27 protein-coding genes are annotated in these 25,470 nt (G+C 62.8%); 19 read left to right on the top strand and 8 right to left on the bottom strand.

Annotated elements, in window-relative coordinates; all coding sequences use genetic code 11:
- Positions 1-549 (bottom strand): aminopeptidase P family N-terminal domain-containing protein (locus tag C2134_RS18765; RefSeq protein WP_233196513.1); only part of this gene is annotated, 549 nt, incomplete at its 3' end.
- 434 nt (positions 550-983) lie between these two features.
- Between C2134_RS18765 and C2134_RS22080 the strand changes: the two genes are divergently transcribed.
- Complete coding sequence (locus C2134_RS22080) at positions 984-1,112, top strand: hypothetical protein (protein ID WP_255408125.1); 129 nt, start codon at positions 984-986, stop codon at positions 1,110-1,112.
- Between the two features lie 142 nt (positions 1,113-1,254).
- On the opposite strand, the gene C2134_RS18760 is transcribed toward C2134_RS22080, so the two are convergent.
- Together C2134_RS18760 and C2134_RS18755 are read right to left on the bottom strand one after the other, a co-directional pair.
- Positions 1,255-1,659, bottom strand: coding sequence for a VOC family protein (locus C2134_RS18760; RefSeq protein WP_103321609.1), 405 nt, complete (start codon positions 1,657-1,659; stop codon positions 1,255-1,257).
- Positions 1,656-2,234 (bottom strand): flavodoxin family protein, encoded by a 579-nt coding sequence (locus tag C2134_RS18755; RefSeq protein ID WP_103321608.1) that lies wholly within the window; start codon positions 2,232-2,234, stop codon positions 1,656-1,658. The genes C2134_RS18760 and C2134_RS18755 overlap by 4 nt, the downstream gene beginning before the upstream one ends.
- Before the next feature lie 66 nt (positions 2,235-2,300).
- On the opposite strand from C2134_RS18755, the gene soxR reads away from it, so the two are divergent.
- Complete coding sequence (gene soxR / locus C2134_RS18750) at positions 2,301-2,750, top strand: redox-sensitive transcriptional activator SoxR (protein WP_071108254.1); 450 nt, start codon at positions 2,301-2,303, stop codon at positions 2,748-2,750.
- A gap of 82 nt (positions 2,751-2,832) precedes the next feature.
- On the opposite strand, the gene C2134_RS18745 is transcribed toward soxR, so the two are convergent.
- Positions 2,833-3,258 (bottom strand): GNAT family N-acetyltransferase, encoded by a 426-nt coding sequence (locus C2134_RS18745; RefSeq protein ID WP_103321607.1) that lies wholly within the window; start codon positions 3,256-3,258, stop codon positions 2,833-2,835.
- An 82-nt stretch (positions 3,259-3,340) separates the two neighbouring features.
- On the opposite strand from C2134_RS18745, the gene C2134_RS18740 reads away from it, so the two are divergent.
- Together C2134_RS18740 and C2134_RS21610 are read left to right on the top strand one after the other, a co-directional pair.
- On the top strand, positions 3,341-4,150 hold the full coding sequence (locus tag C2134_RS18740; RefSeq protein ID WP_158248819.1) for a PhzF family phenazine biosynthesis protein: 810 nt from the start codon (positions 3,341-3,343) through the stop codon (positions 4,148-4,150).
- Positions 4,147-4,290 (top strand): hypothetical protein, encoded by a 144-nt coding sequence (locus C2134_RS21610; protein WP_158248818.1) that lies wholly within the window; start codon positions 4,147-4,149, stop codon positions 4,288-4,290. The genes C2134_RS18740 and C2134_RS21610 overlap by 4 nt, the downstream gene beginning before the upstream one ends.
- Before the next feature lie 83 nt (positions 4,291-4,373).
- Here C2134_RS21610 and C2134_RS18735 read toward each other — a convergent pair whose 3' ends face one another.
- Entirely contained in the window at positions 4,374-5,552 is a 1,179-nt protein-coding gene (locus tag C2134_RS18735) for an acetyl-CoA C-acetyltransferase (protein ID WP_103321605.1), read from the bottom strand.
- A 67-nt stretch (positions 5,553-5,619) separates the two neighbouring features.
- A complete protein-coding gene (locus C2134_RS18730; protein ID WP_103321615.1) occupies positions 5,620-7,323 on the bottom strand; it encodes a PHA/PHB synthase family protein in 1,704 nt (567 codons plus the stop codon).
- Between the two features lie 338 nt (positions 7,324-7,661).
- On the opposite strand from C2134_RS18730, the gene C2134_RS18725 reads away from it, so the two are divergent.
- The 4 genes from C2134_RS18725 (at position 7,662) to C2134_RS18710 (ending at position 10,309) form a co-directional block, all read left to right on the top strand.
- Complete coding sequence (locus C2134_RS18725; RefSeq protein WP_103321604.1) at positions 7,662-8,312, top strand: fumarylacetoacetate hydrolase family protein; 651 nt, start codon at positions 7,662-7,664, stop codon at positions 8,310-8,312.
- Complete coding sequence (locus C2134_RS18720) at positions 8,312-8,713, top strand: RNA-binding S4 domain-containing protein (RefSeq protein WP_103321603.1); 402 nt, start codon at positions 8,312-8,314, stop codon at positions 8,711-8,713. The genes C2134_RS18725 and C2134_RS18720 overlap by 1 nt, the downstream gene beginning before the upstream one ends.
- 70 nt (positions 8,714-8,783) lie before the next feature.
- On the top strand, positions 8,784-9,920 hold the full coding sequence (locus C2134_RS18715) for an MFS transporter (RefSeq protein ID WP_103321602.1): 1,137 nt from the start codon (positions 8,784-8,786) through the stop codon (positions 9,918-9,920).
- Positions 9,921-9,928: 8 nt separating this feature from the next.
- Positions 9,929-10,309: a nuclear transport factor 2 family protein gene (locus tag C2134_RS18710; protein WP_103321601.1), complete on the top strand. Its 381-nt coding sequence runs from the start codon at positions 9,929-9,931 to the stop codon at positions 10,307-10,309.
- Positions 10,310-10,314: 5 nt separating this feature from the next.
- Here C2134_RS18710 and C2134_RS18705 read toward each other — a convergent pair whose 3' ends face one another.
- Together C2134_RS18705 and C2134_RS18700 are read right to left on the bottom strand one after the other, a co-directional pair.
- Positions 10,315-11,631 (bottom strand): hypothetical protein, encoded by a 1,317-nt coding sequence (locus tag C2134_RS18705; protein WP_103321600.1) that lies wholly within the window; start codon positions 11,629-11,631, stop codon positions 10,315-10,317.
- Positions 11,632-11,702: 71 nt separating this feature from the next.
- A complete protein-coding gene (locus C2134_RS18700; RefSeq protein ID WP_233196512.1) occupies positions 11,703-12,479 on the bottom strand; it encodes a helix-turn-helix transcriptional regulator in 777 nt (258 codons plus the stop codon).
- 101 nt (positions 12,480-12,580) lie between these two features.
- Between C2134_RS18700 and leuC the strand changes: the two genes are divergently transcribed.
- The 11 genes from leuC to C2134_RS18645 all read left to right on the top strand — a co-directional run bounded on the left by leuC (position 12,581) and on the right by C2134_RS18645 (position 25,319).
- Positions 12,581-13,996 (top strand): 3-isopropylmalate dehydratase large subunit, encoded by a 1,416-nt coding sequence (gene leuC, locus C2134_RS18695; protein WP_103321598.1) that lies wholly within the window; start codon positions 12,581-12,583, stop codon positions 13,994-13,996.
- Between the two features lie 104 nt (positions 13,997-14,100).
- The gene (locus C2134_RS18690) at positions 14,101-14,286 is read left to right on the top strand and encodes an entericidin EcnAB (protein ID WP_103321614.1); all 186 of its coding nucleotides are present in this window, start codon (positions 14,101-14,103) and stop codon (positions 14,284-14,286) included.
- Positions 14,287-14,316: 30 nt separating this feature from the next.
- A complete protein-coding gene (gene leuD, locus C2134_RS18685) occupies positions 14,317-14,955 on the top strand; it encodes a 3-isopropylmalate dehydratase small subunit (RefSeq protein WP_103321597.1) in 639 nt (212 codons plus the stop codon).
- Positions 14,956-15,042: 87 nt separating this feature from the next.
- Positions 15,043-15,438 carry a GFA family protein gene (locus C2134_RS18680; RefSeq protein WP_103321596.1) on the top strand — a complete coding sequence of 132 codons (396 nt, stop codon included), beginning with the start codon at positions 15,043-15,045 and terminating at the stop codon, positions 15,436-15,438.
- 49 nt (positions 15,439-15,487) lie between these two features.
- On the top strand, positions 15,488-16,069 hold the full coding sequence (locus C2134_RS18675; protein WP_103321595.1) for a pyridoxamine 5'-phosphate oxidase family protein: 582 nt from the start codon (positions 15,488-15,490) through the stop codon (positions 16,067-16,069).
- A 40-nt stretch (positions 16,070-16,109) separates the two neighbouring features.
- Complete coding sequence (locus tag C2134_RS18670; RefSeq protein WP_103321594.1) at positions 16,110-16,406, top strand: hypothetical protein; 297 nt, start codon at positions 16,110-16,112, stop codon at positions 16,404-16,406.
- Between the two features lie 10 nt (positions 16,407-16,416).
- Positions 16,417-17,481: a 3-isopropylmalate dehydrogenase gene (gene leuB, locus C2134_RS18665; RefSeq protein WP_103321593.1), complete on the top strand. Its 1,065-nt coding sequence runs from the start codon at positions 16,417-16,419 to the stop codon at positions 17,479-17,481.
- A 387-nt stretch (positions 17,482-17,868) separates the two neighbouring features.
- Entirely contained in the window at positions 17,869-18,975 is a 1,107-nt protein-coding gene (gene asd / locus C2134_RS18660; protein WP_103321592.1) for an aspartate-semialdehyde dehydrogenase, read from the top strand.
- Between the two features lie 130 nt (positions 18,976-19,105).
- The gene (locus tag C2134_RS18655) at positions 19,106-20,116 is read left to right on the top strand and encodes an aspartate-semialdehyde dehydrogenase (protein WP_103321591.1); all 1,011 of its coding nucleotides are present in this window, start codon (positions 19,106-19,108) and stop codon (positions 20,114-20,116) included.
- A gap of 179 nt (positions 20,117-20,295) precedes the next feature.
- On the top strand, positions 20,296-22,521 hold the full coding sequence (locus tag C2134_RS18650; protein WP_233196511.1) for a motility hub landmark protein FimV: 2,226 nt from the start codon (positions 20,296-20,298) through the stop codon (positions 22,519-22,521).
- Positions 22,522-22,901: 380 nt separating this feature from the next.
- Positions 22,902-25,319 carry a type IV pilus assembly protein FimV gene (locus C2134_RS18645; RefSeq protein ID WP_103321590.1) on the top strand — a complete coding sequence of 806 codons (2,418 nt, stop codon included), beginning with the start codon at positions 22,902-22,904 and terminating at the stop codon, positions 25,317-25,319.
- The last annotated feature ends 151 nt before the right edge of the window (positions 25,320-25,470 follow it).

The following is a 25,470-nucleotide window of genomic DNA, read 5'->3' as shown; positions in this document are numbered from 1 at the left end:
GAGTTTGGCGGCGCGGCTTTCCGGCGCGAAGGCCGGCTCGTGCTGGTAGATGGCAGCGGTCGGCAGCGCCGGCCGGCCGGCGTAGACGGCGTCGATCAGGTCCAGGTCGCTGCGCACGATCACGCCGCGCGGCTCCAGCGCCGCTTGCAGGGCTTTGGCCGCAGCCAGGCTCAACACATCGCCGTCCACCGCCAGCGTCTGGCCTGCTTTTAGCGTATCGGCCAGCCATTGCAGATGCAGGCTGCTGGCGGCGGTGTCTATCTTCATCAAGGTAATGCCGGTGCCGGCCAGTTCTTGTTCCGCCTGCACCCAGTAGCGGCTGTCCGCCCACACGCCGGCGAAGTCCGCGCTGACGATCAGCGTGCCCATCGAACCGGTAAAGCCGGACAGCCAGCGCCGCGCCTGCCAGCGTTGCGGCAGGTATTCCGAAAGGTGCGGGTCGGACGAAGGCACCAGACAGGCGTCTACGCCGGCCTTGGCCATGGCGGCGCGCAGCGAGGCGATGCGTTGCGGGATGGTGTCCAGTTGCGGGGTGGTGGGGGTGTTCATGCCGGCTCCGGAGAAAATATTGTATCCATTCTGTTGCTAAAGCGAAGACCGCGCAAGGGGATGAGCGATGCTTATGCGAGCATGCCCGTCGCCTCGCGCGGGAAACGGTCTTGAGCCGTTGCTGAGGCAGTCAGGGCGCTTAGCGCTGCTTCAGCCGGCGCAGCCCGGGGCGGCCTGCAATATGGCAGAGCTGAACAAAATTATGCAGAAAATGCTTCATCACGGCTCCTGTATTTTTGGAATGCGCCACCATGCTTCTGGCGGCAGGATGAATGATATCGGCATTTAATGCGTTTGTAATGAGGCTGCCAGGCGTTCTTGCCGAGAAATGCGTTTAAGCGCAGCGCATGTGATTTATTCACGATGATTCATTCGTAATGATCTATACTGGACCAGCAGTATCGGATCCTCCGATGCTCAGCAAGGAGCGTGTCATGAGCAAGTCCAGACAAAGCACCAAGGAAGCCAAGAAGCAGCCGCAGATGACCCTGAAGGAAAAACGGGCCGCCAAGCACCAAAAGAAGCATGCGCCGGACGGCGCGCCGATCATCATCCCCCACTAGGCGGGACGATGAAGCCGCCGCAAGCATGCGGCAAGGTTGAGCAACCTGACCGCCCGGAGAGGGCGGATATTCCCGGCCACCAAGCCGGACCAGCGGACAAACCTCCCAGCCCATATCCGGCGGGAGGTTTTTCATTGCGGCCTCAGGTGTTCGCCAGCATGACGCTCAGGGCGGCGTAGTCGTAGCTGGTGATTTCGTAGCCATTGCCGTCCGGGTCCTTGAAGTACAGCGACCATGACAGCTCGTGATCCACGGCCTCCAAAGCCCGGCCTAGCGCTTGTTGCAGGTGGACGCGCCAAGCCATGAAGCCTGCGGCATCCGTCGCCAAGGCGATGGTTGAGGCCGGGGCGATGGCCGCCCGTTCAAACAAGGCCAGTTTGACCCTGCCGGCGGCATCGGCCAGCGTCAACGGCCCGCCGTCCCGGCTCCAGCTCTCCAAATTTTCCAGCCTGGCCAGGCCCAATACCCGGCCATACCAGATTTCTGCGGCGGCGCGATCGCGCACGTAGACATGGATATGGTCTATGCCCTGGGTTGCGGGGATCATGTTGTTGCCTCCGTCTGGAGCTGGTTCAGTTGGCAGGCTAGCCGGGCCACGCGCCGGCCAAGGTGGCGGGCGGTTGCCAAATCGGCTGGATGCAGGTCTGGATTGGCGGTATTGGCGATGGCGCCCCATTGGCTGCCCATGCGGTTCAGACCTTGCGGGCCATGATGGCTTGGGAGGTCCAGGCCGCACCACAACATGCCGTGCTGCGAAGCCAGCATGGCAAAGTAGCTCAAGGTGCCGTGCTGATCGCCGTTCAGTCCCGAGCCGGTGGTGAACCCGGCTGCTATCTTGCTGGCCAGAGCCTGATCGCGCCACAGTTCGCTGCTGGCATCGGCAAACGCTTTGAATTGCGCGGCCGGGCCGCCCATATAAGTGGGGCTGCCAAAAATGATGGCATCCGCTTCGCGCAGCGCTGCGGAGATGCGCTCTATGGGATAGCGGCCATCGACGATGTGCTCGGGCCGGATGCGCAGCAGTTCGGCATGGCCATGCTCCGCGGCGCCTTGGCAGACCGCTTCGGCCAACTGGTGGGTGTTGCCGCTGCCGGAAAAATAGAGGATCAATACGGTGCTCATGTCGGGTTTTTCTGTTGTGGTGGATTTGCTAGTATTCATGTTCAAGTTAACTTGAAGTCAATGCGCATGAATGACACGATCACGATAGGCTACCTGGCCAAACGCAGCGGCGTGGCCGCCAGCGCCCTGCGCTTTTACGAGTCGCGCGGGCTGATTCGCAGCGTGGGAGAGCCTGGCAAGACGCGGCGTTTCCGCCGCGATGCTTTGCGTCGGGTATCGTTTATCCGCGCGGCGCAGACGCTGGGATTGAATTTGCAGGAGATAGGCGAGGCGCTGGCCAGGCTGCCGCAGCAGCGCACGCCGACGGTGGACGATTGGGCCAGGCTGTCCATGGCGTGGAAGCCGCTGCTGCAAGCGCGCATCGATGCCCTGACGCGGCTGCGCGATCAACTGGACGACTGCATAGGCTGCGGCTGCCTATCGCTGCAGAAGTGCAAGCTGTTCAATCCGGACGACGCCGCCGGAGGGCAGGGGTGCGGCGCGCGCTTTCTGCTGGACGAGCCGGCGGCGGAATAGGACTTAGGGCCGCTAACACAACCTCGAAGAGTGCCGGAGCCAAGGAGGCGCAACGCAGGATCAGGGGTTTGGTTAGCGGCTCTTATAACGCCTTGCGCAGGAAGAGGCGGCTGTGACCCGGCGGATCGCATGGGATTTCGCCAAACACCTGCCAGCCGTGCTTTTGGTAAAAGCCGGGCGCCTGGAAGCTGATGGTGTACAGCACGGCATGTTTGCAGCCGCGGCGGCGGCCTTCTTCTTCAAAGGCTGCCAATATCCTGCGGCCCAGCCCCTGGCCGCGTAACGATTCCAGGAGATGGAACAGGTCGAGAAACAGCAGGCCCAGCGAGCTGCGGCCATATGCGCCGCCTAGCACCTCGCCGCTTGCTGGATCGCGCGCCAGCACAGCCAGCGGCTGGCGGTCGTTGTAGCCGGTGATTTCATCGTTGTAACGGTTCAGTCCGTTTTCGATGGCGCTTGCCGCATCGGCGGGAACGTGCTTATGGATGGTGATTTCCGGCGAGATCATGGGCAGGGTTAGAATGATGATTTATGCATTTTAATTATTATGGTTGCTGCGTGGCAATCGCGCCAAGATAAGGGGACAGGTGTTGAGAGAGAATGCATTCCGTTGTTTCGGCAGAACGCCGGACAGCGGCAATCTGGCGCTGGTGTGCCACAGCGAGCATGTGCAAGGACTCAGCGTGGAGCGGCGTCAGGCGCATGCGCGCAACCTGTCCGCGCCGGCTTGCGTATTCGTCGATCCTGGCGTGGAGCCGGACGAGGCGGCCACGCTGGATTACTACTACCCCCATGCGCGCAGCACGCTGTGCCTGCATGCTTCGCTGGCCGCGGCGGCATGGCTGCGGCAGCGCGATGGGCAGTTGCCGGCTTTTTTGCGTACCGCCAGTGGTTTGCGCCTGCAGGTGAGCGAGGAGGGCGGGATTATCCTGTTTCGTTTGCGCGAGCAAGCCGTTGCGGGCGCTTCGCCATCGCAGGCCTGGCTGTCCGATGTTTTGGGCTGCCCGGCCGATGCCTTCGTCTCCACTGCGGCCTTGGCTTCGGCCGGCAGTCCCAAGCTGCTGGTGGAGTTGGACAGCGTGGCGCGCTTGCGGCAATTGACGCCGGATCTGGCTCGCATCGCCGCCTGGGGCAAGGAAGCGGGCGTGAACGGCTGCTATGCCTATGTGCGTTTGGCCGATGGCCTGTATCAAGGCCGCAATTTCAACCATCTTGATCCGGCGCTGGAAGATGCTGCCACCGGCGTCGCCGCGGCGGCGTTGAGCCTGCACCTGCGGCGCAGCCTCACGCTGCATCAGGGCGATGGTTTGGGCAATCCCTGCGAGTTGAGCGCGGTTTATGATGGCGCTGACGTCAGCGTGGGCGGCCGCTGCTGCGCAATCGATGGCGGGGCGGCATGATCCAGGCGGTGTTTTTCGATTTCGACGGCGTGCTGACCACCGATAAATACGGTTCCGATTTCCACGACGACGAGCGCAATGACGTGCAGGCTTTGCGCGGGGAGCTGGAGCGGCGTTTGGGAATACGTTTGGACTGCTAGCGAGAGCCGGTGTCTTCAGGAAAAACAAAACCCGCCGGCAAGAAAACCGGCGGGTTGGTTCATGAGGCTGTCAGGCCGCGCGCTTACGGACGCTCGACTGCCAGCGCCACGCCCATGCCGCCGCCGATGCACAGCGTGGCCAAGCCCTTCTTGGCGCTGCGGCGCTGCATTTCATGCAGCAGGGTCACCAGCACGCGGCAGCCGGAAGCGCCGATCGGGTGGCCCAGCGCGATGGCGCCGCCGTTGACGTTGACCTTGTCCGGACCCCAGCCCAGCTCTTTCGCCACGCCCAGTGCTTGTGCGGCGAAAGCTTCGTTGGCTTCCACCAGGTCCAGGTCTTCCACCTTCCAGCCAGCCTTGGCCAGCGTCTTGCGGGTGGCGGCAACCGGGCCGATGCCCATGATTTCCGGTTCGCAGCCGGTCAGCGCGTAGCCCTTGATGATGGCCAGCGGCTTCAGGCCCAGCTGATCGGCCTTCTGGGTGGACATCAGCATCACGGCGGCCGCGCCGTCGTTGATGCCGGAGGCGTTGCCGGCGGTGACGGTGCCATCTTTCTTGAAGGCGGCGCGCAGCTTGCCCAGGCCTTCGGCGCTGGCGTCATGCTTGATGAACTCGTCGGCGTCGAAAGCCAGCGGGTCGCCCTTGCGTTGCGGCACCAGCACCGGGACGATTTCGTCCTTGAACTTGCCGGCCTTCTGGGCGGCGGCGGCGCGTTGCTGCGATTGCAGCGCCAGCGCGTCCTGCTCTTCGCGGCTGATGTCGTACTTGGCGGCGACGTTTTCGGCGGTGATGCCCATGTGGTAGGCATTGTAGGCATCGGTCAGGCCGTCGTTCACCATGGTGTCCACCAGCTGGGCGTTGCCCATGCGGAAACCGTCGCGCGAGCCCGGCAGGATGTGCGGGGACAGCGACATGCTTTCCTGGCCGCCGGCGATGATGATCTCGGCGTCGCCAGCCAGGATGGCCTGGGCCGCCAGATGCACGGCGCGCAGGCCGGAGCCGCACACCACGTTCAGCGTGGTGGCCGGGGTGGTGACCGGCAGGCCGGCCTTGATCAGCGCCTGACGCGCCGGGTTCTGGCCGCTGCCGGCGGTGAGCACTTGGCCCAGGATCACTTCGCTGACCTGCTCCGGCTTGACGCCGGTTTTTTCCAGCAGGGCCTTGATCACGGTGGCGCCCAGTTCCGGCGCCGGAATCTTGGCCAGCGCGCCGCCGAAGCTGCCGATGGCGGTGCGTTGCGCTGCTACGATTGCTACTTCCATGTCTTTCTCCTGTAATGGACGGTCAGCCATTCGGCGGACCGCGTCTCTGCGGGACTCTATATTCGGTTCAGTTCAAGGCGGCGGCGACGGGAGGCATCGCCTTGGCGAGCACATAGCTGCCCGGCGCCGGCTGCAGCGGTGGGAGTTCCTTGCTGCCCAGCGTCTTGGGTGCCGGAACCTGCTTGCCGGATTGCGGGGCCAACCAGGCGTCCCAGTCTTTCCACCAGCTGCCTGGATGGCTTTGCGCGCCTTCCAGCCATTCTTCCGGATTGACCGGCAGCTGCTCGTTGGTCCAGTAGTTGCGCTTGTCCTTGGTGACCGGGTTGATCGAGCCGGCGATGTGGCCGGATGCGCCCAGGACAAAGCGGCGGCTCGGGGCACCGCTCAGATATTTCAGGCCGGAGTAGGCGGAGCTCCACAGCACGATATGGTCTTCGCGCGCGGCGAACATATACACCGGGATGTCGATCTTGGAGATGTCGATCGGCACGCCGCACAGCGTGATGGCCCCCGGGGTGATCAGCGCGTTGTTGATGTAGAACTGGCGCAGCATGAAGGTGTGCATCGGCAGCGGCAGGTCCACCGCGTCGTTGTTCCAGTACAGCAGGTCGAACGGCGCCGGAGTCTTGCCCAGCAGGTAGTTGTTGACGACGTAGTTCCACACCAGGTCGTTGGCGCGCAGGCTGGCGAAGGTGCGTCCGATTTCCTTGCCGCTGATGATGCCGCCGGCAGCCATTTTGGCTTCGCGGCTGGCTACCAGCGCCTCGTCGATGAAGAATGAGATCTCGCCCGGTTCGGCGTGGTCGATCAGCGACGTCATGAAGGTGGCGGAGTCGAAGTATTTCAGACCCTTGGCCTGGGCCACGCACAGCGCGGTAGTCAGGATGACGCCGCCCACACAGAAGCCCAGCGCGTTCATGGTCGGTTGCTTGGTGATCTTCTGCACCGCTTCGGCCGCGGCGAACACGCCTTTCTCGATATAGGTTTCCCAAGTGAAGTTCTTCATCTCGGGTACGGCAGAGCGCCAGCTGACCAGGAAGACGCGGTAACCCTGGCCGACAAAGTGGCGCACCATGGAGTTGTCCGGCTGCAGATCCATCAGGTAGTACTTGTTGATGCACGGCGGCACGAACAACAAAGGCTTTTCGTGGACTTTTTCGGTGGTCGGCGTGTACTGGATCAGTTCGATCAGTTCATTGCGGAACACCACCTCGCCCGGCGTCACCACCAGGTTCTTGCCGATTTCGAACTTGCTCTCGTCGGACATCGAGATATGGCCCTTCTGGATGTCCTCCATCATGTTCTTCATGCCTTCCACCAGGCTTTCGCCCTGGGTTTCGATGGCGCGCTTGACCACGTCGGGGTTGGTCAGCATGAAGTTGCTGGGCGCCATGGCGTCCAGGTACTGGCGAGTGGCGAAGGACAGCTTGTCCTTGGCGGTTTCGTCGATCTGGGTCTTGTCCACCAGCTCCATCATCCACTTGGAGGTTTGCAGATAGCTCTGCTTGAGGAAGCTGTAGAAAGGATGTTCATCCCATTCCGGCGAGGCGAAGCGGCGGTCGCTCGGCTTAGCCGACGGCGCGGAGGCGTCGTTGCCGGCGGTTTGGCCTAGGAATTGCGTCCACAGGCCCAGTTGCTGTTGGTAGAGGCTGGATTGCAGCTGCAAGAGCTGGTTGGTCTGGCTCATCAGCTGCGACCAGGCGCCGGTCAGCGGATGGGAGGCATCGGCCTGGCCCTGGCCAAGCGACAGGGAATTGACAAACTGCTGCATCCATTGCTGGTTGGCCGCGGAAAGCCCGGCGAAAAAATCTTCCAGCGAGGCGGTGTTATTCTGGGACAAGATGAATCTCCTGATACGTACTTAAATCGTTATCGAAGCCTGTCTGAATCTGTCTGTCTGGAATGCATAGTCAAGCAGATGTACCTGCAAACTGTAACAGGATCGCATGACATTTTCACGCCATACAGCTGTCAAAAACAGTGGCTGGCGGGAAATCGACGGCTTCTGTTGTTGCAATGCACAAGAGTGCCAAAGCGCCTACTGCGCCAAAGTATGGCTTTTGCATCTCGCTGTGGGATAATTGACAGAACAAGTCATGAGGAATTGCAATGGCAAGTGTAAAACTTGGTTTACAGCCTGTTCGGGTGGGAAATATTTTCTGCATCGGCCGCAATTACGCCGCGCATGCCGCGGAGTTGGGCAATGCGGTGGAAAGCGAACCGCTGGTTTTTCTGAAACCCACGTCCTCATTGCTGGATGAATCGTCCCTTATCCGGCTGCCGGCATATTCCCGCGATGTGCATCATGAATGCGAGTTGGTGGCGCTGATCGGCAAGGGCGGCGACGATATCGCGCCGGAGCAGGCGCTGAGCCATGTCGCCGGCTACGGCATAGGGCTGGACCTGACCGCGCGCGACGTACAGAGCGAGGCCAAGAGCAAGGGCCATCCGTGGACCAAGGCCAAGGGCTTCCGCGGCGCGGCATGCGTGTCCACGCTGGTGCCGGCCGCCGGCGTGGCCGATCCGCAGCGGCTGACTTTCGATCTGCGCGTCAACGGCCAATTGCGGCAGCACGGCGATACCGGGCTGATGCTGTTCTCGCTGGCGCAGCAGATCAGCTATCTGTCGCGCCTGTACGGCCTGTCCGATGGCGACCTGATCTTCACCGGCACGCCGGAAGGCGTGGCGCGCATCGTGTCCGGCGACGCGCTGGAACTGGAGCTGCATGGCCAGGTGTCGGCCAGCTGGAAGGTGGCGTGATGGCGCAGCAAGAGCACGATGACGGCAAGGTCCGTCTGGACAAGTGGCTGTGGGCGGCGCGCTTTTTCAAGACCCGCCAGCTGGCGCATGAGGCGCTGGAGCTGGGGCGGGTGCTGGTCAATGGCGAGCGGGTCAAGGCGTCGCGCGTGGTGAAAGAGGGCGACCGGCTTTTCCTGCGCATCAATCAGCTGGAGTACAACGTGGAAGTGCTGCAGCTGGCCACGCAGCGCCGGCCGGCCAAGGAAGCCGTGCTGATGTACCGCGAAGACGAGGCGTCGGTCGCTGCGCGCGCGGAGCGGGTGCTGCTGCTGAAGGCCGAGCATGCCAGCTTCCCGCATGGCGAAGGCCGGCCCACCAAGAAGGCGCGGCGCGAGATCACTCGTTTCAAGTCGTCGTATTAGCCGTATTTGCGGCGCCAGTTCGGCCTGGCGCCGGATGGTGCCAGGCATGGAACCACTAGAAAGATAAAAAATGCAGTCGTTGTTGCCGTTCGCCGGGTTTTACTTCACCTATTTCACTTTCCAGGGCATGTTCAGCCCGTTCTGGGGCCTGTATCTGGAGTCGCTGTCGTTCAGCGCCTGGCAGATTTCCATCCTGATGGCCCTGTCCACGTTTGCCCGGATTGTCGCCCCGGGTTTTTGGGGATGGTTGGCCGACAAGAGCGGCCGCCGCCGCAACATCATCATCACCACGTCCATCCTGTCCGCCGCCAGTTTTTGCCTGGTGGGCCTGCATAACGGCTTCTGGTGGATATTCGTCTGCCTGGCGGTGTCACACTTCTTCTGGGCGGCGGCGCTGCCGTTAGTGGAGGCCAGCACCGCCTATCTCACCCGCGAAAACCCCGGTCGTTACAGCCGGGTGCGGGTATGGGGGTCCATCGGCTTCGTCTGCCTGGCGATGACAGGCGGCTATCTGTTGGACTGGATGGGCATCGCCGCCACGCCATGGATAGTCTCGGTCTTGTTGATAGGCGTGGCGTTGACGGCTTTCAAAGTGCCGGATGTGGTGACGCAGAGCCGATCCAAACCGGCCGGCCCGATATGGGAGACACTGAAGAAGCCGGTGGTGATGGCCCTGTTTGCCTGCTGTTTCCTGCAGGCCTTCGCCCATGGGCCTTACTACACTTTTTACTCGCTGGGTTTGAAGGACTTTGGCTACGACAAGGGCGCGGTGGGCATGCTGTGGGCGCTGGGAGTGATCGTGGAAATCGGCGTGTTCATGCTGATGCCGCGCATCATGCGCCGTTTCGGCTTGGAGGCGCTGATGCTGACCTCTTTGGTCGCCGCGGTGCTGCGTTTCGGCCTGATCGCCACCTGCCTGGCCTCGCCGGCCATCGCCGCCTTTGCCCAGGCGTTGCACGCGCTGACCTATGCCCTGCATCATGCTTCGGCCATCGGCCTGATCAACCGCATGTTCGCCGAGCAGCATCACGGCCGGGCGCAGGGACTGTACATCATCGCCTCATTTGGCGTGGGCGGCAGCGGCGGCGGGCTGATCGGCGGCTTGATCTGGCCGCATGGCGGGGTGCTGCCGACCTTCACGATGTCGGCCGTCGCGGCTTTGATAGGCGTGTTCGTGTGTCTGCGTTGGTTGAGAGCCAAACACTAGGCGCCGAAATGACTATCGCCCTTACTCCGCATCAGGCCTTGGACCAATATAAACGTGCCTTGGCCACGCACGACTGGCGCCAAGTGGCACCCTGGCTGCATGAAGACGCCTGTTTCGTGTTTTCCGATGGCACGTTCAAAGGCAAGGCCGCGGTGTGCGATGCCATCCGCCAGACCTTCGAGTGGATACGCGGCGAAGAATACCGCACTGCCGACCTGCACTGGACGCATGTGGGAGAACACTTCGCCGCCTGCGTCTATGATTTCGCCTGGAGCGGCCTCGTGGATGGGCAGGCGGCGGAAGGGCATGGCCGAGGCAGTTGCGCCTTGATCAAGGATGCGCAAGGCTGGCGGCTGCTGCAGGAGCATCTGGGGCCGCCTGCCTTGTGATCTTTTTACTGCCCTGACGCAGCGTTGTTGACGTCTGTTTGTTCCGCCAATTGCTTATTCGCGTCTTCGATTATGTGGTCTTCAAACATCCAGTTGGCATTGATTCTGACGCGGCCATCCACCTGCTGAGCCATCGCTAGCGAGGTAATACCCATGCCTCGATGGAAGGCGGAGACTTTCTTGCCCGTATTGAGGTCCAGCACGTAAACATCATTCACGCCGTTCTCCATCGTTATGGCAATCGGGCCTTGCGGCGTGTTGTACCAGCCTACTTTCCAGTAGTAATGGCCAAAGTTCGGGCCCAAGTCAGTGTAGAGCGACTCGTAACTGGTCATCGTGCTGCACTCGTTGACTAGAGCATTTTTTTGACGGCAATTGGACATGACACTGCGCATCTTTCCATCAACCTGGATGTTGAGTGGATATAGCTTGCTGTTTTCCAGATTGAACAGGGCATAATCTTCTTTTTTGTTCAGGCCAACCAGTGCGCCCATGCTTTTGACGGTTGAGAAAATATCGCCTAAGCCGCCATCATGAACGTATTGCTTTTCCAATAGGACGAAATTGGTTGCGCCCACATTGCCGCGTTGGAATTGCGCCATTTCCCAGCCGTCCGGGATGGAGGCGGACTTAACGCCCAAGCCTGGTACATAGCGGAAGGCTGAGCTGCCGCGAGATACCATGACGCCCTTCGGAATGGGGGCAATGGTGTTGCCACTGATTTGCTTGCCGCTTGCGGTGGTGACTTGCCATATCCTGCCAGAAGGCTGGGCTGTGGCGATAGTGATGGGCTCAGCAGGGCTGCCGGCGCGCAGGTATTTGTACACCAGTTGCTGGCCCGATTGAACCGAGTAGGTAATGTCTCCAGTCAAGCTGTCGAAGGCATAGTTGCGGATGGCCCCCGAGGGGTCAAGATAGCTGTCCCCATCGATTTTTAGTCCATCTCGTGCCTGAACAATGCTGAAGCCAGTTTTGGGTTTGCCTAGAGTGGCCAATTGCTTAGCCACGGTTTGCTCATTTGAGTTGGATGGCGTTATGGGTTCAGGGCCGGCGGATGCGCTGCCCTGCGATATCTGCCCGCTTGCCATGGCATTGATTTGTGCCGCTTTGACTGAGACATTGAGCATGGTTGCCCGCCATTGCTGCAACATGGCCTGCTCTTCCTGCGGCGTCGGCGCGCGGCCAATTTGTTTGCTGTAGAACTGGCGGATTTGTTGCAAGGCCTGCTCTTCTTGCGGGGATAGACTGTCGGCCATTGCGCTGCCTGCCCCTGCCAGCATGCACAGGGATGTGGCGAGCAGCCATTTTGTTGCAGATGACATGATTTTCCTTTTTCACATTGCCAAACGCCGCGAGCCATGCGGGCGAATGAGTGCAATATGATACATCAACGTCATAACAGCATCACCAGCTTCAGTTCCGGGGCATTGGCCGGCCGCAACGTGATCTGGCGCTTGTGCAGCCGGCCAAGCGCCGGATGATGGAAGGCGCGTTCGCCGCCTTCGCGTTCCAGCACATCCTGTTGCTGCCAGAAACATTCAAAGTCCGCGCTTTCCCGGCGCAGCCTCTCCAGCATGGCCGCCGTTTCCACATTATCCAGTTGCTGGCCCAGGTCTGCCCGCAGCTCCGCCACGATGCGCCGCGCCCGTTCCGGCCAGTTGTCGATGAAGGTCTTCGCCTCCGGCGTCAGGAAGATGAAGTCGAGTTGGCTGCGGCTGGCTTCCGGATTGCCCAGCCAGCCGCAAAACAACTGTTCCGCCGCCGCGTTCCAGGCGACGGCCCGCCAATGGCGGTCCAGCACATAGGCCGGGATGGCGATGTGCGGCAACATGGCTTCCAGGATTTCCCGCGCTTGCGGGTTGGCCTCGGCGCGCTTGTCCTTGGGGTTTTTCAGGCCGGCCAGGTCAAATAGGTAGTCGATTTCTGCCCCGGATAATTGCAGCGCGGCGGCCAGCCGGCTCAGGGTATGGGCCGACACCGACTCGGTACGGCCCTGTTCCAGCCAGGTGAGCCAGGTGGGGCTGATGCCGGCCAGTTGCGCCACTTCCTCGCGCCGCAAGCCTTTGGCGCGGCGGCGCGGGCCGCTGGGCAGGCCAGCCTGTTGCGGCGTCAGTCGTTCGCGGTGGGCGCGCAGAAAGGCGCCAAGCGGCGTGGACGAGGATGATTCCATATGGCGATCCTGTTGGTTTTTATACCAGTATAACGGCTTATCTTGTAACAGGATCAAAGCTGGTCAAAGATGTGTGCAACGACGACCCGAGGAGCCGCAACATGACCGCGCAAACCTTGTACGACAAATTGTGGAACAGCCATGTAGTGCGACAGGAAGCCGATGGCACGGCGCTGTTGTATATCGACCGCCACCTGGTGCACGAAGTGACTAGCCCGCAGGCATTTGAAGGCCTGAAACTGGCCGGCCGCAAGCTGTGGCGCGTGGATTCCGTGGTGTCCACCGCGGATCACAACACGCCGACCGACCACTGGGATGAAGGCATCAAGGACCCGATTTCCCGCCAACAGGTGGAAACGCTGGACGCCAACATCAAGGCATTCGGCGCGCTGGCTTACTTCCCGTTCAAAGACAAGGGTCAGGGCATCGTCCATGTGATGGGGCCGGAGCAGGGCGCCACGCTGCCTGGCATGACCGTGGTGTGCGGCGACAGCCACACCTCCACCCATGGCGCTTTCGGCGCGCTGGCGCACGGCATCGGCACCTCCGAGGTGGAGCATGTGATGGCCACGCAATGCCTGGTGGCCAAGAAGTCCAAGAACATGCTGGTGCGCGTGGACGGCCAACTGGGCGCGGGCGTCACCGCCAAGGACGTGGCGCTGGCCATCATCGGCAAGATCGGCACCGCCGGCGGCACCGGTTACGCCATCGAGTTTGGCGGCGAGGCCATTCGCAGTCTGTCGATGGAAGGCCGCATGACGCTGTGCAATATGGCGATCGAAGGCGGCGCGCGTTCTGGCCTGGTGGCGGTGGACGACAAGACCATTGAATACGTGAAGGGACGTCCGTACGCGCCGAAGGCCGAGCAGTGGGACGCGGCCGTGGCTTACTGGCGCACGCTGCATTCCGACGACGGCGCGCATTTCGACGAAGTGATCGTCCTGCAGGCTGCCGACATCCAACCTCAGGTCACCTGGGGCACTTCGCCGGAAATGGTGGTGGACGTGGGCGGCAAGGTGCCGAATCCGGCGCGCGAAAATGATCCGGTGAAGAAGGCCGGCATCGAGCGCGCGCTGGCCTATATGGGCCTGGAGGCTGATACGCCCATCGATCAGATACCGGTGGATGTGGTGTTCATCGGTTCCTGTACCAACAGCCGCATCGAGGACTTGCGCGAGGCCGCGGCTGTGGCCAAGGGGCGGCAAAAGGCCGCCAACGTCAAGCAGGTGCTGGTGGTGCCGGGCTCCGGCCTGGTCAAGGCGCAGGCCGAGGCCGAGGGCTTGGACAAGATTTTCACCGCTGCCGGCTTTGAATGGCGCGAGCCGGGCTGTTCGATGTGCCTGGCGATGAACGCCGACCGGCTGCTGCCGGGCGAGCGCTGCGCCTCCACCTCCAACCGCAATTTCGAAGGCCGACAGGGGCAGGGCGGGCGCACCCATCTGGTGAGTCCGGCGATGGCGGCGGCGGCGGCGGTGGCTGGCCATTTCGTCGACGTGAGGCGCCTGGCCGCGCAGTGAGCGGCGGCGATGGACCGCCGGCGACTACAGGGTAGAATGCATGTCTGATCAATTCAATCCTGTCGGACAGAAAGGCTGTCCATCGCAATATGGAGCATCGCATCATGAACAAACCGATTGTCTGGCTGAGCCTGGCCCTGCTGCTGGGCGGCTGCAACACCGTGCAAGGCATCAAGACCGACGCCAAGGAAGGCGGGCAGGCTGTGGAGCATGGGCTGCAGAAGGCTGGCAAGGCGATCGGCAACGCGGTGGAAAAAGGCGGCGAAGCGATCAAGCGCACCGCCGAGTAACCCCGCGCCATCCTGAACAGGGAGCGCAATATGAAAGCATTCACCACCTTGCAGGGCCTGGTCTGTCCGTTGGACCGCGCCAATGTCGATACCGACGCCATCATTCCCAAGCAGTTTTTGAAGTCGATCAAGCGGTCCGGCTTCGGCCCCAATCTGTTCGACGAATGGCGCTATCTGGATCACGGCGAACCCGGCATGGACAACAGCCTGCGGCCGCTGAATCCGGACTTCGTGCTGAACCAGCCGCGCTACCAAGGCGCCCAGATCCTGCTGGCGCGGGAAAACTTCGGCTGCGGCTCCAGCCGCGAGCATGCGCCGTGGGCGTTGGATGACCAGGGCTTCCGCGCGGTGATCGCCCCCAGCTTTGCCGACATCTTCTTCAACAACTGTTACAAGAACGGCCTGCTGCCCATCGTGCTGGCGGCGGACATCGTGGACCAGCTGTTCCGCGAATGCGAGGCCACGCCGGGCTATAGCCTGACGGTGGACCTGGCGGCGCAGACCGTGTTCACCCCGTCTGGTCAGGCCTTTCTATTCGACATCACCGAGCACCGCAAGCATTGTCTCTTGGGCGGCCTGGATGAAATCGGCCTGACCTTGCAGCATGCGGACGAAATCAAGGCCTTCGAAGCCAAGCGCCGCGTCGAGCAGCCCTGGCTGTTTGCTTGAATCGATAACTGGTCAGCGCCCGCGCGGTGGGCGCGTCCTGCGAAGGCGCCCGCTCCACCCTGCATGAACCATTGGAAGAGCCACTCCATGCCCAACCGCCTTGCCGCATGCAGCTGCGGCCAGCTCACCGCCCAAGTAACAGGCGAGCTGGTGCGCGTCTCCATCTGCCACTGTCTGGCCTGCCAGCGCCGCACCGGCAGCGTTTTTGGCCAGCAGGCCCGCTTTTACCGCAAGGACGTCGGCATCGCCGGCCATTCCACCGTCTACGTCCGGGTGGGCGATGAAGGCTCGCGCGTCAAATTCCACTTCTGCCCGACTTGCGGCGCTACCGTGTATTACGAGCCGGAAGGGCTGGACGAGTTTGTGGCGATACCGGTAGGCGCGTTTGCCGATCCAGGTTTCCCGGCGCCCAGCGTGTCGGTTTATGAGGAGAGGAAGCATGGGTGGGTGGCGGTGCCGGAAGACGCGGAGCATTTTGCCTAAGGCAAACCTGCATCCCGTAAACCACAATCATTGCTGAGGGAGGCGCGGCATGGGGCAGCGTTATCAGGAGTTGCAGGATTCGCACCACGAGTTCATCGCCGGACAAAAACTGTTTTTCGTCGCTACCGCCATGGCGGATGGCCATGTCAACCTGTCGCCCAAGGGCATGGACTCGCTGCGGGTGCTGGGGCCGAACCAGGTGGCCTGGCTGAACGTGACCGGCAGCGGCAATGAAACGGCTAGCCACATCGAGCATCACCCGCGCATGACCTTGATGTTCTGCGCCTTTGATGGCAAGCCGCTGATCCTGCGCCTGTATGGGCGGGCACGGGCGATTCATCAGGGTGACCCGGACTGGGCCGATTATTACGGCCTGTTCGACCCCTTGCCGGGCGCGCGCCAGGTTTTCCTGCTGGATGTGGAGCTGGTGCAGGCTTCCTGCGGCATGGCTGTGCCTTGCTATCAATACCAGGGCGAGCGGGAGCAGTTGAACGACTGGGCCCGTGCCAAGCGCGCGCCGGGCATACGCGAGTATTGGCGAAACCGCAACGGCGTGAGCCTGGATGGTCTGCCAACCGGCATCGCCCAGAAAAGCGGATTGGTAAGCGTGGATGAAACCAGTCAGGCGTGAGGATGGAGGCGGGAAGGAGGCCGGGGCGCGACGCGGCTGGATGGCCTGGCTGCATCGCCACCCGGCGGCGGCTTTTCTGCTGCTGGGTTTGAGCTTTCTGCTGTTCGGGCTTGGCACCATCAATCTGGCCCTGGTGCTGCAATTGAACCTTAAGCTTTGGCTTGAGGCGGGCTGGCAGGCGGCGATGGATGGCGCGCTGCGCCAGTTGGGTGAATTGTTGCTGTCCGGCTATGCCGCGATGGCGGCCTATATCGTATTCAAGTGTTGCGAAAAGGCGCTGGTGGAGCGGCTGACCCAGCGCGACGAAGACAAACCGAAATCAGACAAACGGGAATAAGGAAAACACCATGAAAATCGCCATTCTGCCGGGTGACGGCATCGGTCCGGAAATCATCGCCCAGGCCGAACGCGTGCTGGACGTATTGCGCCGCGACGGCCTGAAAATCGAGACCGAACACGCGCCCTTGGGCGGCGCGGCTTATGACCAATACGGCGCGCCTTATCCGGAGGCGACGCAGAAACTGTGCCGCGAAGCCGACGCGGTGCTGCTGGGCGCCGTCGGCGGCCCGCAATACGACAAACTGGAGCGTCCGCTGCGGCCGGAGCGCGGCTTGTTGGCCATCCGCAAGGACCTGGGGCTGTTCGCCAATCTGCGGCCAGCCATCCTGTATCCGGAGCTGGCCAACGCGTCCACGCTGAAGCCGGAAGTGGTGGCCGGGCTGGACATCATGATCGTGCGCGAGTTGACCGGTGACATCTACTTCGGCCAGCCGCGCGGCATCGCCGTCAACGAACTGGGCGAGCGCGAGGCCTACAACACCATGCGCTACAGCGAGAGCGAAGTGCGCCGCATCGCCCACGTTGCTTTCGGCATCGCCATGAAGCGCAATAAAAAGCTCTGTTCGGTGGATAAGGCCAATGTGCTGGAAACCACCGAGTTCTGGAAAGAGATCATGATAGACGTGGCGCGCGAGTATCCGCAGGTGGAGCTCAGCCACATGTACGTGGACAACGCGGCGATGCAACTGGTGCGCAACCCCAAGCAATTCGACGTGATGGTCACCGGCAATATCTTCGGCGATATCCTGTCCGACGAGGCCTCGATGCTGACCGGTTCCATCGGCATGCTGCCATCGGCGTCCCTCGACCAGAACAACAAAGGCCTGTACGAGCCCAGCCACGGCTCGGCGCCGGACATCGCCGGCCAGAACCTGGCCAACCCGCTGGCCACCATCCTGTCCGCCGCCATGATGCTGCGCTACAGCTTTGGCGAGGAAGCCGCCGCGCAGCGCGTGGAAAACGCGGTGAAGAAGGTGCTGGCGCAAGGATATCGCACCGCCGACATCTACGAATCCGGTTGCGAGAAGGTCAGCTGCTCCGGCATGGGCGACGCGGTGGTGGCGGCGCTGTAAGCCATTTTCCGATCGGCGATAACCGGCGTGGTTCGCTTGTGCGGACGCGCCGGTTTTGCATTCGGCCGGACGGCGTTAATGAAAGGATGCATTTTTCTGATGTCTGGAGGCGTCGTGATGCGCGTGGCGCCGCGCGAATAAATAAGCAATGTTCTCGGCAAGCGATGTCGCGTATTAACGGCACTCATGCCTGCTCCCAGGCCGGCTGCGGATTGTTCACGTGGCCTGAATCGATTGTTCCGATGACCTTCACAATAAAAACGATTCACCCCATTGCCTGACGCGGTGGCGCACTGCACAATGAGGTAACAAAAATTTCATCGCCGCTCCGCGCAAGACGGGGCGCGATTCACGAATCGGACTTAGGACAGACTCAGGAGATTTACAGTGAGAGTAGGCTTTGTAGGCTGGCGCGGCATGGTCGGTTCCGTGCTGATGCAACGCATGCGCGAAGAAAACGACTTCGCCGCCATCGACGAACCGGTGTTCTTCACCACTTCCAATGTCGGCGGCAAAGCGCCGGACATCGGCCGCGAAGTGCCGGCCTTGAAAGATGCAGGCAATATCGATGAACTGAAGGCGATGGACGTGATCGTCACCTGCCAGGGCGGCGACTACACCACCGAGGTCTACGCCAAGCTGCGCGCTGCCGGCTGGACCGGCTACTGGATCGACGCCGCCTCCACGCTGCGGATGGAAGCGGACTCCATCATCGTGCTGGATCCAGTCAACCAGGGACTGATCGAGCAGGGGCTGGCAAAGGGCGTCAAGAACTACATCGGCGGCAACTGCACCAACTCCATCATGCTGATGGGCATGAACGGCCTGTTCCGCGAAGGCCTGGTCGACTGGGTATCGTCCATGACCTACCAGGCGGCCTCCGGCGGCGGCGCCAACCACATGCGCGAACTGCTCAAGGGCATGGGAGCGATCCATGCTGCCGTGGCTGAGGAGTTGGCCACGCCGTCGTCCGCCATTCTGGACATCGACCGCAAGGTGGCCCAGGCCATCCGCGGAGACGTGCCGACCGAGTACTTCGGCGCGCCGCTGGCCGGCGGCCTGATCCCGTGGATCGACAAGCAGCTGGACAACGGCCAGTCCAAGGAAGAGTGGAAGGGCCAGGCCGAGGTCAACAAGATTCTCGGCACCGCCAGCGTGATTCCGGTGGATGGCCTGTGCGTGCGCATCGGCGCCATGCGCTGCCACAGCCTGGCGCTGACGGTTAAGCTGAAGAAAGACCTGCCGCTGGACGAGATCGAAGCCATCATCAAGTCCGGCAACGACTGGGTGAAGTGGGTGCCGAACGATCGAGAAATCTCGGTCAAGGAACTGACCCCGGCGGCCATCACCGGCGGGCTGCAAGTCGGCGTCGGCCGCGTGCGCAAGCTGAACATGGGCGGCGAGTACTTGTCCGCCTTCGTGATCGGCGATCAGTTGCTGTGGGGCGCGGCCGAGCCGCTGCGCCGCATGCTGCGTATCCTGATCGCGCGCTGACGGGTAGAATAGGCGTCAAGCCTCGCTCCGGCGCTTGCCGGGGCTGACAGAACTCAAGGGCACTTCGGTGCCCTTTTCGCATTGGAATGCCGGCGGCCCGCGCCGTCGGCGGTAACGATAGGAACAAGATATGTCGACTTCTCTGCAAATTGCCGTGGTGGGCGCCACCAGCCTGGTGGGCCAGGCCGTGCTGGAACTGCTGGCCGAGCGCAATTTCCCGGCTGCCCGCGTGTTTGCGGTAGACAGCGCCGAGCAGGACGGCAGCACCGTGTCGCTGGGCAATCTGGAGCTGGACGTGCATCCGGTGGACGAGTTCAATTTCGAGAACGTCGGTCTGGCCATCTTCGCCGCCGGCGGCGACATCTCGCGCCAATACGTGCCGCAGGCGCGCGACGCCGGCGCGGCGGTGGTGGATTTCAGCTCCGCTTTCCGCCACGACGCCGGCGTGCCGCTGGTGGCGCCGGCGATCAACGCCGCCGAGCTGCAAGACCTGGGCCGCGCGCCGCTGGTGGCCGTGCCCAACTGCACGGTGACGCCGCTGGCCCTGGCCCTGGCGCCGCTGCTGCCGCTGGGCATCGCGCGCGTCACGGTATCCACCTACCAGGCAGTTTCCGGCAGCGGCCAGAAGGCGATGGAGGAAATGGCTGACCAGACCACGGCGCTGTTTACGCACCGCGACGCCGAGGTCAATGTCTACGCTAAGCGCATCGCCTTCAACGTGCTGCCGCAGATCGGCGAGGTTGACGCCAACGGCGATTCGGAAGAAGAGCGTTCGGTGCGCGATGAAACCGCCCGCCTGCTGAATTTGCAGCCGCAACAGCTGGAAGTGACCTGCGCGCGCGTGCCGGTGTTTTTTGGCCATTCCTGGGCAGTTCAAGTCGAATTGCATAAAGAGTTTGACCTCGAACAAGTGCAAAATCGGCTCAAGGCAGCAGGATTGCAGGTGGTCGGCCGCGAACAGCACGGCGGCTACATTACGCCGATGGAAGCGACGGGCAACGAAGGGATCTGGATCAGCCGGCTGCGCCGTCATGGCAACGTGTTAAGCTTGTGGCTGTCGGCTGACAACGTGAAAGCCGGCGCGGCCATCCACTGCGTGCGCATCGCGGAGATTCTGGCCGGACAGAGCGCGCAGATGTAATCCCATTCAGGGCAGGCGCAGGGCGCGGCTGTTGTGACATCTGGCTAAACTTGCTGCCAGAGCCTAAGATTGCAGCAGTTGCCCGCCATCCCGGAGGCGGGCTCGCGCCAATAAAATCACATAAATGCGACAATGCCGGAAGGTAGACAGTGAGAAATCAGCGAAAAATCAAGCTTGGCATGCTTTTGATCGGTCTGGCGTGTTCCGCGTGCGCCTGGGCCGGATTGGGGAAGATTTATGTCCGCTCCAATCTGGGGGAGCTTCTGAAGGCGGACATCGAAATGACTGGGGTGACGCCCGGCGAAATGGATGCCGTCCGCGTGGGCCTGGCCGGCATCGAAACCTTTCAGGCCTTGAACGTCGACTATGCCTCCTCGCTGTCGACGCTGCGCTTCGCGCTGAATCCGGGTTCCAATGGCGCGACGATCCGCGTCAGCTCCACCCGCCCCATCAATGATCCCTACCTGCGTTTCGTCGTCGAGGCGCGGGCGCCGTCCGGCCGCTCGGTGCGGGAGTACACCGTGCTGCTGGACCCGGCAAACTACAATCCCGGCGGGCAGAACATCGTACAGGATGTGCCCAGCTATGCCGACAGCGACCAGGCCTCCCGTTATAAGTCCGCCGCGCCGGTCAGACAGGCGCCGGCCGTTCCCACTGAGCTGAGGGTAAAGCAGGGCGCCACCTTGCGTTCGCTGGCGTTGAAAGTCAAACCACGCGGCGCGAGCGTGCGCCAGACCATGGCGGCGCTAGCCCAGGCCAATCCCGACGCCTTTGATCAGGGCGATGTCGACCATCCCAAGCCAGGATCGGTCCTGAAAGTGCCGGCTGCGCGCAAGATCAAGGCGCTGTCGGCCGAGCAGGTCAGCAGCATCCTCGGCCCGGTTGCGAGCACGGCATCGCAGCCGCAGGCGCAGTCGGCCGCGTCGGGCGGCAAGTCAGGCGGCGATGTGCTCAAGCTGGTGCCGGGAGACGGCGCCGACAACGCCAAGCTCAGCGACTTGCAGCAACAGATCAATGCCAAAGAAAAGGCGCTGCAGGATGCGACGGCCCGCATCACGGCGCTGGAGCAGCAACTGAAATCATTGCAAGCGGCTGGCGTGATTCCGCCGGCCAAGACGGCATCGGGCGCGGCGATGGCGCCGGCCCCCATGGCCGCGCCTGCCAGTTCGCCTGTCCCGGCGCCAGCCGCCAGCGCGCCCAAGCCGATGGAAAAACCGGCCGAGCCGCATCCGGCGCCCAAACGCAAGCCCGTTCATCTTGTGCCGCCTCCAACGCCGCCGCAGCCGTCTTTGATGAGCCGCGTGATGGATAATCTGCCGCTGATCGGCGGCGGCGTCGCAGTCGTGGGGTTGTTGGGATTGTTGGGCGTGATGATCGCCAGGCGCCGTGCCGGTGGACGTGACGCCGCTGCGGGAGCTGCTTTGGGGCGCGCCACCGTGATGGGGGCCGGCGCGACTGCCGCTGGCGGCTCCAACTCCTTCATGAGCAACTTCACCCAGGCTGCCGGCGCGATTGACGCAGCCGAGGTGGACCCGGTGGCCGAGGCTGAGGTGTACATCGCCTATGGCCGCGATCAGCAGGCCGAGGAAATTCTCAAGGACGCCCTGTTGAAGGACCCGTCGCGCCATGAAGTGCGGATGAAGTTGATGGAGGTCTATGCGGCGCGGCCCGATACCGCGAGCTTCGAGCGTTTGGCGCGGGAGATGCAAGCAGCCTTCGACGGCCGCGGCGCGATGTGGGCCAAGACGGTCACGCTGGGACGGGCCATCGATCCGGAGAATCCTTTGTATCAATCGGGCGACGACGCCATGCCGGAGATTCCGGCGGCCGCCGCGCCTGGCGAGGCGATCGATCTGGACAAGGAGTTGTTCGCCCCGGATGGCGAGGCGGCTGCCGCCGAAATGACGGAAGCGGCGCCCGCGCCCGAGGCCGACCCCTTGGCGGCATTGTTCGAACTGCCGGCAGACGAATCCAAGCGCGAGGAAGAGCCCAACGTGCTGGACTTCGATCTGGAGGCCATGCTGCCGCCGGAGCCGACGACGGAAGCGGCCAAGCCGGCCGCGGCGGAAGGCAATCTGCTGGACTTCGATTTCAACCTTGATGCCGTGCAGGCCGAGCCGGCCAAAGCGGAGACAGGGCCGGCAGACGCGACGGAAGGATTGGAGTCCCTGTATGCGGACATGCTGGCAGAAACGCCTGCCGAGGCCCCGCCCGCCGCCGGCGCGCAGGCCGAGGGCATGTCTGTGCTGGATGACCCCTTGTCCACCAAATTGGACCTAGCCAAGGTATATCTCGACATGGGCGACCGCGAAGGCGCCCGCGAAGTGTTGCAGGATTTATTGGGCGAAGCCCAGGGGGCGTTAAAAGACGAAGCCCAGGCCTTGCTGGACAAAATCAGCAGCTGAGCCTGGGAGTAATCCGCCGTCGCAAATGGCCGCCCTTGCCCGATTTGGCGCAGGCGGCCATTTTTCATGCCGTATGCGCGCCGATGGCGCATAAATAGATGGCCATCAGGGCGCGGCTCGCTTGCTGGCATCTGCTACGGATAAAAAGCGTTTCGCGGTTTTATGGATTTGCGGCGGTGTTTTTTATGCCTATTTTAATATTGATGACCTTGGCGATTGGAAAGTGACCTAGGATTGCCAATCGAAACTGCTATAAGGTTTAATTGCAATGAATGCTAAGCTCGTCCGCGCGGAGGACGAGAGGGGCCGCGGCGGCGCGTCCGGTTAAAAACAGAACAGGCAAAAGGTTGGGAACGTCCAAGATGGCTGCAAATTTACGCATGGCGAGTTTGGCCCTGCTGCTGGCGGGATTGGGGAGCGCATCCGCTGCGCAGGCGGGCCTGGGGCCCATTCATGTGCTGTCGGCCGATGGCGAGGCGTTTTCCGCCGAAATCCCGGTAGTCAATGAGAACATACAGGATTTTGCCCAGGTCAATCTGGCCGACCGCAATAACTACCCCTTGCTTTCGGCTTACAGCGGCTCTGCGCCGACGCTACAGTTCAGCCTGGTGCGCGGAAGCGACGGCCACTTGCAGAAAGTGCTGGTTAAGGGGCCATCGAGTTTCGGCGAGCCCTTGCTGCGCTTTGCCGTGGAAGTGGGTTGGCCGGATGGCAGACTGGTCCGTGAGTTCGAGGTCGATTACAAGCGGGATGGTCCGCGCCGCAAGGCTCCGGTTCCTGCCGGCGACGACGGCAAGCGTCATGCGGCAACGCCGGATCAGGGGTCGAGGCTGGATGGCGCCGGCCTTGGCGATATACGCGTCAATTCTCGATTGGGCGAACCCCTGATGGCGGAACTGCCCTTGCTGGGCGGGGTATTCGACAAGGCTGAGCAGTTGCAGGTGGCCATCTACGCCGATACCTCCCAGAGCGGCCAGGTCAAGGAATTGCTGCGGCAGGTGTCCTCCATCTCCTATCAGCATGAGCGATCCGCCGATGGCCGGCGCATGTTGACGCTGGCCTCGTCGGTGCCCATCACCCTGCCGCAGTTGGCGTTCCGGGTCGAAGTGGCCGCCGGCAGCGTCAAGGCGCAGAAATCCTATGTGCTGGCTTTAGAAGGCGCGGGTGGCTCCGGCGCCCAAGCCAAGGCTGCCGATCACGCCCCGCAGGCGGCCGAGACGGCCAAGTCCTACAAGGTGCTGAAGGGCGATACGCTGTCCGCCATCGCCTCGCGCATGCATGGCCACGCCAAGGGAGAGGATGTGGCCGCCCGCCTGTTGAAGGATAACCCGGACGCCTTCATCCGGGGCGACGCCAACCGCCTGCTGGCGGGGGCGGATTTACGCTATCCGGCCGAGTGGAAAATGCGAGACCTGGCGCGCAAGGACGCGTCGGAGAAGGCTCAGCCGCCGGCGTCGCCTGGCCCCATGGCCAAATTGCTGGAGCAGGGGCGGCAGGCCGATCAGGTTGGAAAGGGCGCGTCGACCGAAGCCAAGCCCATGGCGAAACCGGAGGCCAGCGCGGCCAAGCCCGCCGCCATCACCAGGCCTGCTTCGTCGCCAGCCGTTTTGGCCGCAGAGCAAAAGATGCGCGACCGCCTGCACTTCCAGGAGCAGGCCTTGAAGGAGACAGAGGAACGCACCCGGGCGTTGGAAGAGAAGATACGAGCCTTGCAGCAAGGCAAGGCGAAGGCCGCGGCCTCCATGCCGATGGCGGGGCAAGCGTCCGCCGCGGCACAGGCGGCCAAGCCCGAGGCGAGCGTCAAGCCTGCCATGCCTTCCGCGCAACACAAGAGCGCAGCGGCAAAGCCGCAGCCGGTTGTGAAGGCGGTGGCTTCGTTGCCGAAGGCGGCCGAGGCTGCCACCCAGCCCATGCTGCACCCGGCGCCTGCGCCGACTCCGGCTCCGGCTCCGGTCAATGCGCCAGCGCCCACGGCGCCATCGCATCCGTTGACGCCGAAGCCAGCCACGGAAAGCGTGATGGATGACGCGCTTGCCGTTTTGGGTGACCGCGACGTACAGATCAAACTGGGCGGCGCGGCGGCGGCGCTCGGCCTGGTGGCCTTGCTGCTGATCCGCCGCAAGCGGCAAGGCAAGCAGGAGGAGGCTGCTGACGAAGCGTCTGCGGGCGGAAGCTCGCGCCTGGCGCTGGGGCCATTGGCGGGATTGATGAGTTCGCTGAAAAAGGATGACGGAGCTGATCTGGGCGCGGTGGACGTGATGGCCGAGGCCGAGGTGTATCTGGCATACGGCCGCTCCGATCAGGCCGTGGCAGTATTGCGCGCCGGTTTGGATAAGGAGCCGATGCGGCAGGATTTGCGCTTCAAGCTGCTGGAGGTGCTGGCGTCCAAGCCGGACAAGGACGCGTTCCTGCAGGAGGCGATGTCGGCCAAGAGCATGTTCAATCCAGACAGCACAATGTGGCAACGCATCTGCGAGCTGGGGCGGAACACGGTGCCGGGCCATGCTTTGTTTGGCGTGGCGGCTGAGCCTGCCGCCGCGGCCAAGCCTGAGCCGGAGATGGCTCCCGCGGCTGTTCCGCCCGCGCCAGCTGCCGCCCCTGAGCCGGCAGCGCCTCCGCCGCAGCCTGCCGCTCCGGCCCCAGCCGCCAAGCCTGCGGCAACGGCCGCCAGGCCGACGCCGCCCATCGCGGCGCCGGATGTGGATATGGAAAAGATGGAACTGGCCAAGCTGTACATGGAAATGGGCGACAAGGAAACGGCCGAGACCCTGATGCGGGAGGCGCAGCACGGCAGGTAAGCGCAGTTTGGCGGTTTTGTCGGCAATGGCACCGGCCTGGATGGCGGTGCCATTCGTTTTTCTGAGGGCAGGGGCGTGGCGCAAACCTGCCGGGATAGGATAAAGTGGGGGTTTTACGGTCTCGCTGGCGGCAATGGCGCGCGAGGCCGGG

Origin of the sequence: Chromobacterium sinusclupearum, from assembly GCF_002902845.1 — a bacterium.
In the GTDB taxonomy this organism is placed as follows: domain Bacteria; phylum Pseudomonadota; class Gammaproteobacteria; order Burkholderiales; family Chromobacteriaceae; genus Chromobacterium; species Chromobacterium sinusclupearum.
The sequence above is the reverse complement of the archived record's forward strand: the minus strand, read 5'-3'. Positions and strand labels throughout refer to the sequence as shown.